This is a genomic window from Bradyrhizobium sp. KBS0727 (genome assembly GCF_005937885.2).
Classification (GTDB): domain Bacteria; phylum Pseudomonadota; class Alphaproteobacteria; order Rhizobiales; family Xanthobacteraceae; genus Bradyrhizobium.
In genome coordinates this window covers 5,128,742-5,141,785 of record NZ_CP042176.1, presented here as the reverse complement: position 1 = coordinate 5,141,785, position 13,044 = coordinate 5,128,742, and the positions used below count along the sequence as shown (strand labels likewise).

At 62.9% G+C, this 13,044-nt stretch carries 13 protein-coding genes; 4 read left to right on the top strand and 9 right to left on the bottom strand.

Translation table 11 applies throughout. From position 1 onward, the window contains the following. The first annotated feature begins 126 nt into the window (after nt 1-126). The 3 genes from FFI89_RS24135 to FFI89_RS24125 all read left to right on the top strand — a co-directional run bounded on the left by FFI89_RS24135 (nt 127) and on the right by FFI89_RS24125 (nt 2,727). The gene (locus FFI89_RS24135; protein WP_210249025.1) at nt 127-1,095 is read left to right on the top strand and encodes a tripartite tricarboxylate transporter substrate binding protein; all 969 of its coding nucleotides are present in this window, start codon (nt 127-129) and stop codon (nt 1,093-1,095) included. 523 nt (nt 1,096-1,618) lie between these two features. Beyond that, a complete protein-coding gene (locus tag FFI89_RS24130; protein ID WP_138830096.1) occupies nt 1,619-2,353 on the top strand; it encodes a Crp/Fnr family transcriptional regulator in 735 nt (244 codons plus the stop codon). Nucleotides 2,354-2,478: 125 nt separating this feature from the next. Next, nucleotides 2,479-2,727 carry a hypothetical protein gene (locus FFI89_RS24125; protein ID WP_138830095.1) on the top strand — a complete coding sequence of 83 codons (249 nt, stop codon included), beginning with the start codon at nt 2,479-2,481 and terminating at the stop codon, nt 2,725-2,727. A 52-nt stretch (nt 2,728-2,779) separates the two neighbouring features. Here FFI89_RS24125 and FFI89_RS24120 read toward each other — a convergent pair whose 3' ends face one another. The 9 genes from FFI89_RS24120 to FFI89_RS24080 all read right to left on the bottom strand — a co-directional run bounded on the left by FFI89_RS24120 (nt 2,780) and on the right by FFI89_RS24080 (nt 11,614). After that, nucleotides 2,780-3,466 (bottom strand): cyclase family protein, encoded by a 687-nt coding sequence (locus FFI89_RS24120; protein WP_168213021.1) that lies wholly within the window; start codon nt 3,464-3,466, stop codon nt 2,780-2,782. A gap of 74 nt (nt 3,467-3,540) precedes the next feature. Beyond that, a complete protein-coding gene (locus tag FFI89_RS24115) occupies nt 3,541-4,830 on the bottom strand; it encodes a TRAP transporter large permease (protein WP_138830093.1) in 1,290 nt (429 codons plus the stop codon). 15 nt (nt 4,831-4,845) lie between these two features. Continuing rightward, nucleotides 4,846-5,358 carry a TRAP transporter small permease gene (locus tag FFI89_RS24110; protein WP_138830092.1) on the bottom strand — a complete coding sequence of 171 codons (513 nt, stop codon included), beginning with the start codon at nt 5,356-5,358 and terminating at the stop codon, nt 4,846-4,848. A 31-nt stretch (nt 5,359-5,389) separates the two neighbouring features. Then, complete coding sequence (locus FFI89_RS24105) at nt 5,390-6,388, bottom strand: TRAP transporter substrate-binding protein (protein WP_138830091.1); 999 nt, start codon at nt 6,386-6,388, stop codon at nt 5,390-5,392. A gap of 44 nt (nt 6,389-6,432) precedes the next feature. Continuing rightward, nucleotides 6,433-7,176 carry a GntR family transcriptional regulator gene (locus FFI89_RS24100; RefSeq protein ID WP_138830090.1) on the bottom strand — a complete coding sequence of 248 codons (744 nt, stop codon included), beginning with the start codon at nt 7,174-7,176 and terminating at the stop codon, nt 6,433-6,435. 139 nt (nt 7,177-7,315) lie between these two features. Further along, nucleotides 7,316-8,023 carry a substrate-binding domain-containing protein gene (locus tag FFI89_RS24095; RefSeq protein WP_138830089.1) on the bottom strand — a complete coding sequence of 236 codons (708 nt, stop codon included), beginning with the start codon at nt 8,021-8,023 and terminating at the stop codon, nt 7,316-7,318. Then, on the bottom strand, nt 8,020-10,161 hold the full coding sequence (locus tag FFI89_RS24090; RefSeq protein ID WP_138830088.1) for a molybdopterin cofactor-binding domain-containing protein: 2,142 nt from the start codon (nt 10,159-10,161) through the stop codon (nt 8,020-8,022). Before FFI89_RS24090 ends, FFI89_RS24095 begins: the two co-directional genes overlap by 4 nt. Further along, nucleotides 10,158-10,628, bottom strand: a complete 471-nt coding sequence (locus FFI89_RS24085; protein WP_138830087.1) for a (2Fe-2S)-binding protein — start codon at nt 10,626-10,628, stop codon at nt 10,158-10,160. Before FFI89_RS24085 ends, FFI89_RS24090 begins: the two co-directional genes overlap by 4 nt. 11 nt (nt 10,629-10,639) lie before the next feature. Continuing rightward, a complete protein-coding gene (locus FFI89_RS24080; protein WP_168213178.1) occupies nt 10,640-11,614 on the bottom strand; it encodes a tripartite tricarboxylate transporter substrate binding protein in 975 nt (324 codons plus the stop codon). A 332-nt stretch (nt 11,615-11,946) separates the two neighbouring features. Here FFI89_RS24080 and FFI89_RS24075 point away from each other — a divergent pair, with 332 nt between their 5' ends. Beyond that, nucleotides 11,947-13,035, top strand: a complete 1,089-nt coding sequence (locus FFI89_RS24075; RefSeq protein ID WP_138830085.1) for a hypothetical protein — start codon at nt 11,947-11,949, stop codon at nt 13,033-13,035. The last annotated feature ends 9 nt before the right edge of the window (nt 13,036-13,044 follow it).

The window sequence follows — 13,044 nt, the reverse complement described above, 5'->3', positions numbered from 1 at the left end:
TGCGCCGGCTCATTTCTTAATTTGGCGTCCACCACATTGCCAAGTTGGATGCGGGAGGGCAATCATCCCTGCAAAGATCACCGCCGATACCCGCAAACGTGATCGCCCACCGGGAGAAACCAGAAAATGCGCCTGTTCCACTTGCTGATCCCGGCGCTTGCGCTGCTCCCGGGCTCCCATGCAGTCGCGCAGAGCGCCTATCCCGACCGGCCCATCAAGATGATCGTGCCGCTGGCAGCCGCAAGCGCAGTCGACGTTGCGGCGCGGATCGTGACGCAGAAGATGGCCGACAACATGGGCCAGCAATTCGTGATCCTGAACCAGCCGGGCGCGTCGGGCCTGATCGGCGCCGAAGCCGTCGCGCGTGCCGAGCCCGACGGCTACACGATCGGCGGCTTCAACGACAGCATCATGACCATGGTGCCCAACCTGCAATCCAAGATGCGTTGGGACATTCTGAAGGATTTCGAGCCGGTATCACTGGTTGCGACGGTGGAGTGGGGACTGATCGCCAACAACAGCGCCGGCTTCAAGAACGCGGCGGACCTGATCGCCGCCGCGAAGGCCGCGCCCGGCAAGATCGATTACGGCTCGGGCGGACCGGGCAGCCCGCAGCATCTCGCCATGGCGATGTTTGCTTCCGCCGCCGGCATCTCGCTGACCCATGTGCCCTACAAGGGCGCCACCCAGGCCGCGACCGACGTCGCCGCCGGTCAGATTCCGGTCGCCTTCCAGGGCCTCGGCACGGTCGCGGCGCTGGTGCGCGGAGGTCAGGTCAAGCTGCTCGGGGTGACGACCGAGAAGAGGTTGGCGCAATTCCCCGACGTGCCGACCGTCTCGGAATCCGGCCTGCCGGGTTTCCTGTTCAATTCGTGGTTTGCGATTCTGGCTCCTGCCGGCACGCCGAAGGAGATCATTGCCCGGCTGAATGCCGAGGCCCTGAAGGCGGTCGGTGACCCCGATGTTCGCCGCCGGCTGGAGGAGTTGGGTTTTGCGGTGCGCGGCAGTTCGGCGGAGGAGCTGCGGATCCTGACGCGTGATCAGCTCGCCAAATATGCGCGCGTGATCAAGGAAATGGGTATCGCCAACGAATAGACCGCCGGCGATGAGGCTGCTGGCGTCACTGGCCGGCGGCAAATCTTGTTATAAATAGTCTCGCCATCAATAGCAGGCATACCGGCGGCCGCCGCGGCCGACATAGTACTTGGCGCCCATCGCACAGGGGCCGGCGGACCACGCATAGGCTCCGCGAATTTCCCTGCGCACCGCCTCAACGGCGTCCGGCTATTTCCGCGTGGCGGGAATGGTTTGCTGTTTTCCGCGGATCAGGGGCCGGGCCGGACAATGGCGCCATGCTGGTCGACCGGCTCAGGGAAGCTATCGCATTGATCGGCGGATGAAGTTGCTGCGACAACCGGTGCCGGGGCTCGACTGCCGTAGGCGGTGATCGCGGGGTCCCGCGGTTACCGAAGCGTTGAATAACGGGCACCATTTTTATGCATTGGCCGCCAAAACGACGCAGTCGCGTGCTTTCCGGTTGAAAAGCCGACCGGCGTTCATTACGGAAGGACTGCATCCCCTGCAGTTTTCCGTGGAAATTCCTTGGAGTTTGACTGGCGTGCCTCAACAAAGGACGGGCGAAGCGCACGGATTCACGAGCAGCAAGCTGTCGGTCTTGCGCAAGCACCCGATCTTTGCCGATCTCGAGCCTGATGCGTTCGATCAGCTCTGCCGTTACGCCAGGCACGCGACGCTGAAACGGGGCAGCACGCTGTTCTCCAAGGGCGATCCCGGCAATAGCCTGTACGCGGTTATCTCGGGCACGGTGAAGATGAGCATCTCGTCGCCCGATGGCCGCAATGCCATCCTCAATATCATCGGACCCGGCGAGATTTTCGGCGAAATGGCGCTGCTCGATGGACGCGCACGATCCGCCGACGCCATCGCCAACAGCAATTGCGAGCTGTTCGTCATCGACAAGCGCGAGTTCATCCCGTTCGTGAAAAGCCAGCCATCGCTAGCGATGAAATTCATCGAGCTGCTCTGCGAGCGGTTGCGCGTGACCAGCGATCAGGTCGAACAGATCATTCTTCAGAATCTGCCGGGACGATTGGCCAGCGCGTTGCTTCGCCTGACCGAGAAGCACAAGCTCGAACCGCAGGGGCGGACCATCGCGATTACCCAGCAGGAAATCAGCGAAATGGTCGGCATGACGCGGGAGAGCATCAACAAGCAGCTACGCGCCTGGGCCTCGCGCGACTGGGTTCGTCTGGAGCATGGCGCCATCGTGGTGCTGAATGCCGAGATGCTTCGCGAACTCGCCGAAGCGGGTCCTGCCGGCGACGGCGACTAGCGTTCCGGCCGATTCTCACAAGGCAGTGAACTTCAAACGGCGTGTGAAGCATTTCACATGGCCCACGCGCGCGGGACGGTAAGGCATGCTCCGGGGGGAGGGCACTGCCTATGATGGAGGCGTCCATGCCCGGTTCGTTTGACAAGCAGCGCCGCGACAGCCACGGCGCTTATCGCAACTGGAACATGAAGCTGATTGCTCTGCCCGTCCTTGGCGTGGTCGCGTTGATCGCGTTTGCGATCAGCCATCCCGGCGCGTCCAAATGGATATCGGACGCCGCCGAGGCCGAATTCGTCGGCATGAACTTCGTGCGCGAGCCGCCAACGCGCCTCGTCCGGCCAAACAGGGAAGTCCGGACCGTCAAGGCTTATTGAGGGGCCGGAGTTTGGCGCCGTGTTCGATCGTGAATTCAGCGCGGTCGCGCGGCTACATATCGAACACCGCCACGGCACGGATCGGCGAGGCGGTGCCGCCGCGCCACTTCATCGGCAGGCCGATGAAGGTGAACTGGCCCTTGCCGAGCAATGCTTCGAGATTGCACAGGCTCTCGATGTGGGTGATGTCGAGGTCGAGGCAGGCCTTGTGAACCAACGCATTGACATCGCCCTCCGGGCCGGGCCGCATCGAATCGATGCCGAAATGCACGACACCTTGCCTTGCCAACCATTCGGTGGCGGCGACGTTCACGCCCGAATTGTCGCTGGAATATTCCTTGCGCGGAAAGGTGCGGGCGTGGTGGCCGGTGCAAAGCAGGACGGTGCCGCCATTGGGCACCGGGACGCCGGCCTTTGTCACCGCCGCCTCGAGATCGGCGGGCGCAATCTCGGCGCGCGGCGCGATGTGACGCAGGTCGATGCAGATGCCCGGCACGATGCACTTCTCCAGCGGATACTGGTCGATCGGGATGCCGCTTTTGCCGAAGTGAAGGGGCGCGTCGATATGGGTGCCGGCATGGTCGACCATCGAGATGAACATCGAGGCCAGCCCGTGCACGTTGCCGGATTCGGCAAAGGATTCCTCGTGGCTCTTCCAGACGCCGTGCATGACCGGCGGATGGCCGGGATAGCTCGGGGTGCGGTGATATAACTCTCGGCTGAGATCGACGATCTTCACGGCGGGGACCCTTCTCGCAAAAATGTCCCGTCATGCTGGCGTTTTTCCTGGCTGGCGGCAAGATGGCCGGTCGGTCAGCGCAAGACGTGCCGCGGCAGCCAGAGCGAGATTTCGGGAATGTAGGTGACGAACATCAGCACCAGGAACATCACGCCGTAGAACGGCCAGATCTTCCGCATCACCTCCTCGATGGTGACCTTGCCGACCGCGCACCCCACGAACAGGATCGCCCCGACCGGCGGGTGGCAGAGCCCGATACCGAGGTTGAGCAGCATGATCATCCCGAAATGAACCGGGTCGACGCCAAAGTTAGCCATGACAGGCAGCAGGATCGGCGTCGCAATCAGGATCGACGGCGCCATGTCGACCAGGGTGCCGAGTACCAGCAGCAGGATGTTGATCAGGAACAGGATGACGTATTTATTGCTGGAGATCGACAGGAAGAACGCGGTCATCTTGGCCGGCATCTGCGTCAGCGCCATGATGTAGCCGACGCTGGAAGCGCAGGCGATCAATGTCAGCACCATGGCGACGGTGCGCAGCGTTCGATGCAGAAGTACCGGCAGGTCGCGCCAGCGATAGTCGCGGTAGATGAACATCGTGACGAAAAACGCCCAGATGCAGGCCACGGCGCCGGCTTCGATTGCCGTGAAAATTCCTCCCAGAATGCCGCCGAGGATGATGACCAGCGTGATGAGGCCCCAGGCAGCGTCGATGGTGATCTTGATGGCGTCCTTTGCCGGCACGAGCTGGCCGCGCGGATGGTCGTTGCGGTAGGCAATGACGAGACAGAGAATGATCAGCGAGAAGCCGAGCAGGAGCCCCGGAAAAACGCCGGCCATGAACAGGGCGCTGATCGAAATGGTGCCCCCGGTCGCGAGCGAATACAGTACGGCATTGTGGCTCGGCGGCACCAGTAGCGCCTGAACCGAGGACGTGATCGTCAGGTTGGTGGCGAACACCCGGGGATAGCCGCTCTTCTCCATTTGCGGGATCATCACCGAGCCGATCGCGGAAGTGTCCGCCACCGCCGAGCCGGAAATGCCGCTCAGGAACGTCGTTGCCAGCACGTTGACGATGGACAGGCCGCCGCGCAGGCGCGTCAGTCCGACCAGCACGTCGGCAAACGCGACCAGCCGGCGCGCCATGCCGCCCTCGGCCATGATGGCGCCCGCCAGCACGAAGAACGGAATGGTCAGCATCGCCACCTTGCTGACGCCGTCGGATATTTTCAGCATCACGGCTTCCAGCGGAATGCCGATCGACAGCGCGCCGACGATCGCGGCCATCGCCAGCGAATAGGCGATCGGCATGCCGATCACAAAGCACACCAGCATCGTCGTGAGGAGAATGAAGATATCCATGAGGGATCTCCGCCGTCAGTCGATCGCGATTTCGTGGAGATGGGCGATCGGGTCGGGCGGCACACCGAGGAAAATCCGCTCGACGATGAAAAGCAGCAGGCAGGCACCACCGACCGGAATCGGCAGGTAGGTGACGCCGACGGACAGGAACGGAAAATCCGCGATCGTGTTGTACCAGGTCACCTCGACCAGCCGGCCGCCCCAGACGATCATGAAGATCGCAATCAGCGCCATCAAAAGCTGAACGACGAGTTCGAGCAGCTTGCGATAAGGGGCCGGCAGCTTGTCGGCGAAGAAGGCGACATTCATGTGCAGGTTGAGCCGGTAGCCGGCCGCCGCCCCGATGAAGGTCACCACGATCGTCAGCAGAACCGCAAGCGGTTCCGGCCACGAGGCGGCGCTGTTGAGCACGTAGCGCGTGAACACCGCCCAGGGGATGATGGCCGAGATCAGCACCAGCGCCGTGCAGCCGACGACGACGCAAGCGAGGTACAGGTAGTCCATCGCCCGGCGAAATGATCCGGCCATTTTTGGAGCCCCCCCGGTTACCGGCGTTCGATCAGACCGCCTGGATACGCTTGATCATGTCCGCATATTTCGGGCCGTATTTTTCCCACACCGGCTTGACCGCATTCTGGAACGGCGCCTTGTCAGCGATTTCGACGATTTTGCAGCCGGCCGCCTTGGCCTTGTCCATCGCCTGCTGCTCGTATTTGTTCCAGAGATCGCGCTCTTCCAGTTGCGCCTCGCGGGCAAATTTCTTCACCAGGCTCTGATCCTCGCTCGACAGCGCGGCCCAGCTGCGCTTCGAAAACACCATGACTTCGGGAATGATCAGGTGTTCGGTCAGCGAGTAATATTTTGCAGCCGTGAAGTGGTTGCTGAAGACGTAGCTCGGCATGTTGTTTTCGGCGCCGTCGATGACACCGGTCTGCAGGGCGCTGAACACCTGATCGTACCCCATCGCGACGCCGTTGCCGCCGAGCGCATTCATCATGTCGACGAAGATCGGGTTGCCGATGACGCGGAATTTGAGGCCCTTGAGATCCTCGATCGACTTGATCGGGTGCTTGGTATTGTAGAGGCTGCGCGAGCCCGAGTTCATCCAGCACAGCGCCACCAGGCCGGCGTTGGCATTGGCGGTGATCTTGTCGAGCAGCTCCTGCCCGATCGGGCCGTCCATCATCCGTTCGGCCTGTGCCATGTTCTTGAACAGGAATGGCATGTTGACCACGTTGATCTCGTCGACGATCGGACCGACGGTTCCGGCGCTGACGCGCAGCAGCTGGATCGCGCCGATCTGCGTTTGTTCGATGGTTTCCTTCTCTCCGCCCAGTTGCATCGACGGAAACATCTGCACGGAGAGCCGTCCATTGGTGGCGGCTTCGAGTTTCTTGCCCATGTTCTCGGTCGCAACCACGGTCGGATAACCCGCTGGCTGAACGTCGGACGCTTTGAAAACCGATTTCGCCTGCGCGCGTGCGCCCGACAGCGGTGTCGCGGTCGCCAAGGCGGCCCCAAATCCTGCACCCATCTTGATGAAATCGCGGCGTTTCATGTTTCCTCCCGATGTTGCTTGTCGTTTTGATTGCTTTTGGAGTTCTAGCGTCGTTGGTCGAAGAACTCCGGGTTGATGTGCTGGGTGGCCGAAATGTTGTCGAGAAGATTTTCGAGATGGGCTTCCATCGCCCGCCGCGCGCGCTCGGGGTCGTGGGCCTCGATCGCGGTCAGGACGGCTTCGTGTTCGGTGATCACCTTCGGGATCCGGCCGAGCTGCGGCAAGGTCAGCCGGCGATAGCGATCGACGTGGACCTTCACCTGCTGGATGAATTTCCAGATTCCGGGATAGCCCGCGACTTCCGCCACGGTGGCGTGAAACAGTTCGTCGGTCTGGTGGAATGTTTCGCTGTCGCCGGCAGCGCTGGCCTCGCGTTGTCGTTCCAGGATCGCCCGCAGCGCCAGGACCTGGCTCGATGTCGCCCGTTCCGCGGCCAGTCGTGCGGTGGTTTCCTCGAGCGCCTTGCGGATGATGATGGCTTCCGGCAGTGCGTCGATCGGAATGCGTGAGACGAAGATGCCCGACTGGGGATAGATCTCCAGCAGCCCCTCATCCGACAACTTCAGAATGGCTTCGCGGACGGGAGTTCGGCTGACGCCAAATGAAAGCGCGATCTCGGCTTCGGAGATCGCCTCGCCGGGGCGGCGCTGCAGCGACACCAGTTCGCTGCGAAGGTCCGAATAGATCCGTGACGCCGTGGTGGCCGAGCGCGGCCTGCCGCTGCGGCGATTGCCGGCGGCCACTCGGCGAACCGACGGTGCGGTCTTTTTCGATGGTGGCACGGGCATGTCTGCTTTCTCGATTGATATATTAGTATATGAATTGACTTTGGCAAACTCCAAATCATCCCGCTGGGTCCCATTCTACTTTGCATGGGGTTGTTTTCGCGATTTTGCGTCCGGACCCTTCAGAACCTCCCAGATGAGGTCACTTCTGCGCGCTGATGAAGCCCGCGCGTTCGCGCTGTTCGCGTTGCGCGGCGCCGATCAACAGGCCGATCAGTTCAGAAGCCTGTGCCGGGTGGGTGGCCTCTGTCGTGACGCCGGCCGTGTACATGGTCGCAAGTTCGGACCCCGGCGGCAGCGAACCGGACAGCACGACGCCTGCCGTGCCGATGATTTCGGTCGACTGCGTGCAACCGATCGGACGCCGCGCGTTCGATGCCGCCAGTTCGCGCATCGCGGTCGCGCCGTTCGGAAAGATCTTCAGCCGCGCGGCGACGGCGTCAGTGATGCCGAGCCGTGCCAGCACCTTGGCGACGTGTATTCCGGCCGTCGAGACTCGGGTGTCGGGCACGAAGATCGCGTCCGCGGCCAGCAGCGCATCGCGCAATCCGGCTTCATCCCGCGCCACGACCTTGGGATCGCTGGCGCGGACGGCGAGGGCGGTCTCGACCATACCAACATCTGATATCGAGGCGGCGACGACCAGCTTCTCCTCCGCCAGCGTGGCGAGGAGCGCTGCGGTCAGGATCACGATGTCGGTCCGCATGCCCCCACGCAATTTGTCTGCCATGGCGCCGACGGCGCCGAACTCGCCTGCAATATCGAACCCGGTCTGGGCCTTGAATGCCGGCGCCAGGCTTCCAACCAGTCCATGCGCCGCGCCGCCGCTCAGGATGTTCAGGTTGGTCATGCTGTGGCTTCCATGGCGGCGATGAGGCTGTCGCGCGTGATCGGCAGATGGCGCACCCGCACGCCGAGGGCGTCGAACACGGCGTTGGCGATGGCTGATGTGACCGGGCCATGCGCGGCTTCCCCGGCGCCGACCGGATCCATCTCCGCGCGCTGGATCAATTCGACTTCCACCTCCGGCACTTCGCTGAAGCGCAGGATCGGGTAGTCGGTCCAACTGGTGCTGGTGATGCGTTGCCGGTCGAAGCGCACGCGCTCCTTGAGCACCCAACTCGTGGCCTGAATGGCGCCGCCTTCGATCTGGTTGATCACGCCGTCGGGATTGATGGCTTCGCCGACATCGACTGCCAGCGTCAGCTTCCTGACCCGGATGTCTTCGGCGCTCTCGATCTCGGCGATCACGGCACAATAGGCGCCGGTGTTCTTGTAACGGGCAAAGCCGATGCCATGGCCGATGCCGGGCTGTCGCGAAGGCTTCCACTTCGCACGCCCCGCTACGGCACGGATCACATCCTTGGCCCGTTCGTCGCGCAAGTGCCGCAGCCGGAAGGCGATCGGGTCCTCGCCGCGCCGGATGGCGATCTCATCGAGAAAGGACTCGATCGCAAACACGTTGCCCTGCGCGCCCAGCGTCCGCAGCGCCGAAGTGCGGATCGGCATCGTCGTCAGGCGATGGCTCTCGATCAGCCAGGATGGAAAATCATAGAGCGGAATTGCGTTCCTGTCGGCGCCGCCGCCATTGGCCTGCGGCGGGTTGGTCGAGACCATACGCGGAAACGGTGTTGCTAGTTCGAACGCCGCCAGCAAGGCAGGCTGCGCCGCGCGCCCTGGCCGCGCCGCATGACCGTTGCTCCAGATCGAATGGCGCCAGTCGACGATGTCGCCTCCGGCATCCAGATCGGCCTCGATCTCGATGGCCATTGCGGCGCCAAACGGCGCATCCGACATCTCGTCATTGCGGGACCACAACACCCGCACTGGCGGGCCGCCGGCAGCTCTCGCGAGCAGTACGGCGTCGAGCGCCACGTCATCGGCGGCGTTGTGCCCATAGCAGCCGGCGCCTTCCATGTGCTCGACCGTGATGTTCTCGACCGGCAGCTTGAGCACCAGCGCCAGATCGGCGCGCAGCAGATAAACGCCCTGGCTATGGGTCCAGACATGGACGCGGTCGCCGTTCCACTGCGCCATCGCGCAAGACGGCGCGATCGAGGCATGCGCGATATAGGGGCGGGTGTATTGCCGCCGGATGGTTTTGGTTCCGGTTCCGCCTGCCGCGGCCGTTCGCTTGTCGATGACAGTCGATTCCGACGGTTGCGCCTTCAGGAATGAAACCAGATCGTTTTCATCAGGCAGCGGTTCGCCGTCGGACCACGTCGCGCTTTTGCGCAACGCCAGAAGGGCTTGCTCCGCGCCGTGCTCGGTCTCGCAAACGACTCCGGCAAAATTGCCGTCGCGGACCACGGCGACGAGACCGGCGATCGCGCGGGCGCTGTCCTCCTTAAGTTCGAGGAGGTTTGCGCGGGCATGCTCCGGGCGCAGAACGCGGCCATGCAGCATGCCCGCCAGCGACTGATCGTGGATGAAGCGCGGCCGGCCAAACACCTTGTCGGGAATGTCGATCCGCTGCACCGAATGGCCCGCCAGCGCGCGCTGCGTCGCGATCTTTGGCACAGCACCCGGCGTGGCGTCCCGATCGAGCGAGATGGCGTCGGCCAATTCCCAATAACTGGTCCTGACATTGCCGGGTCCCGAAATGGTGCCGTCCTCAATGCCGAGCGCATCGACATCAACGCCCAGCCGTTCCGAAGCCAGTTGAAGAAAGATATGTCGAACCTCGGCGCAGGCATGCCGCAGCGCGCGGCCGGATTGCTGAATCGAGAGGCTGCCCGACGTAACGCCCTCGTTGGGGCTCGCCGCGGTCGAAGCACGGATCATTTGCACCCGCGACAAATCGACATCGAGTTCGTCGGCGGCAATCTGGGCCAGCGCGGTCACGATACCCTGGCCGATCTCCACCTTGCCGGGCGAAACCGTCACCTGTCCGGTGCGCGAGAATTTCAGCCATGACGACAATTTCGGGTTCGCCGCCAGGCTGACCGGCAATTTGGGCGGGGACGGAGAGGGCGGCTGCTGGTTCATTCCGCCGCCATTTCGCCCGCGGCGCGCAATATCGCCCGCACGATACGGTTATGCGAGCCGCAGCGGCAGAGGTTGCGGTCGAGTGCTTCCCTGACCTCGCGACCGGTCGGTGACGAATTTCGCTTCAGCAGCGCCGCCGCGCTCATCAGGATGCCGGGGATACAATAGCCGCATTGCAGCGCCTGCTCGGCGATGAATGCGCGCTGCAGCGGATGTGGCTGTTCGGCGGTGCCAAGGCCCTCGATGGTGGTGACGTCCTTGTCCACCACCGACCACAGTGGCATGTCGCAGGCCGACACCGCGCGGTCGCCAATGATGACGTTACAGGCGCCGCACTCGCCGGCGCCGCAGCCGAAATGCGGCCCGGTCATGCCGAGCTGTGCGCGCAAGATATCCAGCAGCGATCGGTCGGGATCGGCGTCGATCTCGGTCTCGGCGCCATTAAGGCGAAATCGAACACACGGCATCGCGGGCGAACCTATTGCGGCTTTTCGAACTTCTTGACGACTTCAGCCCATTTCACAATATCGGTGCGCAGGAACTTGTCGAACTCTTCCGGTGTCATCGACATCGGAACCGCGCCTTGCTGGGTCCAGAGCTTGACGATATCCGGCCGCTTCACCGCGGCATTCACCGCAGCGTTGAGCTTGTCGATAACCGGCTTCGGTGTGCCCGCCGGCGCCATCAGGCCGAGCCAGATGGTGGCCTCGTAGCCGGGAACGCCTGCTTCGCTTGCGGTCGGCACGTCAGCCAGCACGGCCGAGCGCGTCTTTCCGGTAGTGGCGAGCGCGCGCACTTGATTCTCTGCGATGTTGGGAGCCATCGCCGGAACCGCGTCGATCATCATCTGCACTTGGCCGCCGATCACGCCGCTGCGCGCTTCGCCGCTGTTGCGGTACGGCACGTGCAGGACATCGATGCCGGCCATCGCCTTGAACAGTTCGCCGGCCATGTGATACGGCGTGCCCTGGCCGGACGACGCGTAATTCAGCTTGCCGGGTTGCGTTTTCGCCAGTGCAATGAATTCCTGCAGCGTCTTCGCCGCCACGGCGGGGTGAACCACGATCACCAGATCCGAATAGTTGACTGGGGCGATCGGCGCCAGATCGCGCATCAATTCGTATTTGCGTTGCGGCACCAGCGATTCGTTCGCGGTCTGGGTGTTCGACATCATCAATAGCGTATAGCCGTCGGGTGGCGACTTGGCCGCCTCGAGCGTGCCGATCACCCCGCCGGCGCCAGTACGGTTCTCGACCACGAAAGGCTGACCGAAATTTTCCTGCAGAATGCTGCCGATCTGGCGGGCGGTGACGTCGGCGGGTCCGCCGGCGCCAAAGGGCACGATCACCCGCACCGGCCGCGACGGATAGTCCTGCGCCTGACTGGAAGAAGTGAGAACAACCTGACCTGCGAAAAGACCTGTCGCCAGCGCGAATGCCAGCCTTAGCCGCATCATGTTAACCTCCCGAACCCGGCCTTTTTCTGCGTCGGCCTGTTTGCTGACCGACGCTGATTGCCGTGTCTGCTTCTCTGCAGCCAAGTGTAGCGATCCGCGGCACGACCGCCAGCCCCCTCAAATCAGACATTGGTCGTGCCGGCACTGCAACTGGTCGACGATTTCGCTCATCTGGCAAACGGCCCTCGTCCTATTTGATGGATTGCATTAAGCAGGCTGCAATCATCGGCGTGAGCATTGCGCGCTTGCCATGGCAACGGCGCGTAGAATCCTTCAGAGTGCGGGAGTGAGTCGAACAAGGATTTGGGCAAGGTCACGAGGAGCGCGCTATGAAACTTTACCCCTGCCTGATTGCTGCCTCGATATTCGTCTCCGGCAGTACCGCGACCCACGCCCAGTCCCTGCCATCGTACATGGCGCCGATTGCCGGCAAAACTGCCGCAACACCCGCCGATATTGCGACCAAGGACATGTTGGCTCTCAACACCGGCATGTTCGAGCTCTATGGCGATGCCGCGAGGATTTTCCAGAGCAACATCCTGGGCAAGCATCCGGTGATCCTCGGCCTGTTCTCGGGCGCCGGGGGACGGATGATCCTTTACCGGCCGGGGATGGCGCCAATGGACGCGCCGCAGGTACCGGTGGTCTATCAACTGTTGAAGTCGGTCGGCCACAGCACGATGGCGTTGGCGGAGGTTGTCGGTCCCTACGTCGATAATTCCGACGACAAGTCCTGGCGCGGCTCGATGCTCGCCTACCGCAGCCGCATGCAGTCGGCGCTCGATGGCCTCGACGCGACGCCGATGGAGCCGGGATGGCGCGACAACAATCGCACCATCCTGCAAAACAATATCGCCTTTATGGATGAATGCGTTGCCAAGGGCGTGATTCCCTTCGCCACGCTCGAAGCCTTCGGCAAGAAACAGGCGCCTTATCTGGCGAAGAACGTGGCATGGGCGGCGCAAACCCAGGTCGCGCACTGGATGACGGTGCTGGCTGGCTGGAAGACCCAGCTCGGTGCCGACTGGGACAAGACCTACGCCGCAAGCAATACGATCTATGTTGCGCGCCAGAACAACGTGCTGTTCAGCGTCCTGGCGCAGTTCTTCGGACCCGACGCCATCAACAACCGCCTGTTGTTGATCGAGACGGTGTCCTTCACGACCACGCCGGCGGACATGCTGGAATCGCTGACCCGCATCATCGCGGATCGTTCGGTCGGCGCGCTGTTCTTCGGCAATTATCACCTGATGGACTACGAGCTGATGGGAGGCGACGCGCGCGCCGCCATCGTCGCGGAAACCGGCAAACGCGGCATGACGCCGTTCCTGCCGCCCGTTGTGCCATTCGGCTCGAAACAATGGCCGACACTGGTTACGCCGGGTCCGGGCCCGGCATCGATCGCGGACCTGAAGTAAGCGGCAGCG

Bases quoted from the DNA above. Each gene is read 5' to 3' on its own strand.
- FFI89_RS24105 (WP_138830091.1), bottom strand. From the start codon at position 6,388: ATGAAACGCCGCGATTTCATCAAGATGGGTGCAGGATTTGGGGCCGCC.
- FFI89_RS24110 (WP_138830092.1), bottom strand. From the start codon at position 5,358: ATGGCCGGATCATTTCGCCGGGCGATGGACTACCTGTACCTCGCTTGC.
- FFI89_RS24080 (WP_168213178.1), bottom strand. From the start codon at position 11,614: ATGCGGCTAAGGCTGGCATTCGCGCTGGCGACAGGTCTTTTCGCAGGT.
- FFI89_RS24085 (WP_138830087.1), bottom strand. From the start codon at position 10,628: ATGCCGTGTGTTCGATTTCGCCTTAATGGCGCCGAGACCGAGATCGAC.
- FFI89_RS24125 (WP_138830095.1), top strand. From the start codon at position 2,479: ATGCCCGGTTCGTTTGACAAGCAGCGCCGCGACAGCCACGGCGCTTAT.
- FFI89_RS24075 (WP_138830085.1), top strand. From the start codon at position 11,947: ATGAAACTTTACCCCTGCCTGATTGCTGCCTCGATATTCGTCTCCGGC.
- FFI89_RS24135 (WP_210249025.1), top strand. From the start codon at position 127: ATGCGCCTGTTCCACTTGCTGATCCCGGCGCTTGCGCTGCTCCCGGGC.
- FFI89_RS24100 (WP_138830090.1), bottom strand. From the start codon at position 7,176: ATGCCCGTGCCACCATCGAAAAAGACCGCACCGTCGGTTCGCCGAGTG.
- FFI89_RS24090 (WP_138830088.1), bottom strand. From the start codon at position 10,161: ATGAACCAGCAGCCGCCCTCTCCGTCCCCGCCCAAATTGCCGGTCAGC.
- FFI89_RS24115 (WP_138830093.1), bottom strand. From the start codon at position 4,830: ATGGATATCTTCATTCTCCTCACGACGATGCTGGTGTGCTTTGTGATC.
- FFI89_RS24095 (WP_138830089.1), bottom strand. From the start codon at position 8,023: ATGACCAACCTGAACATCCTGAGCGGCGGCGCGGCGCATGGACTGGTT.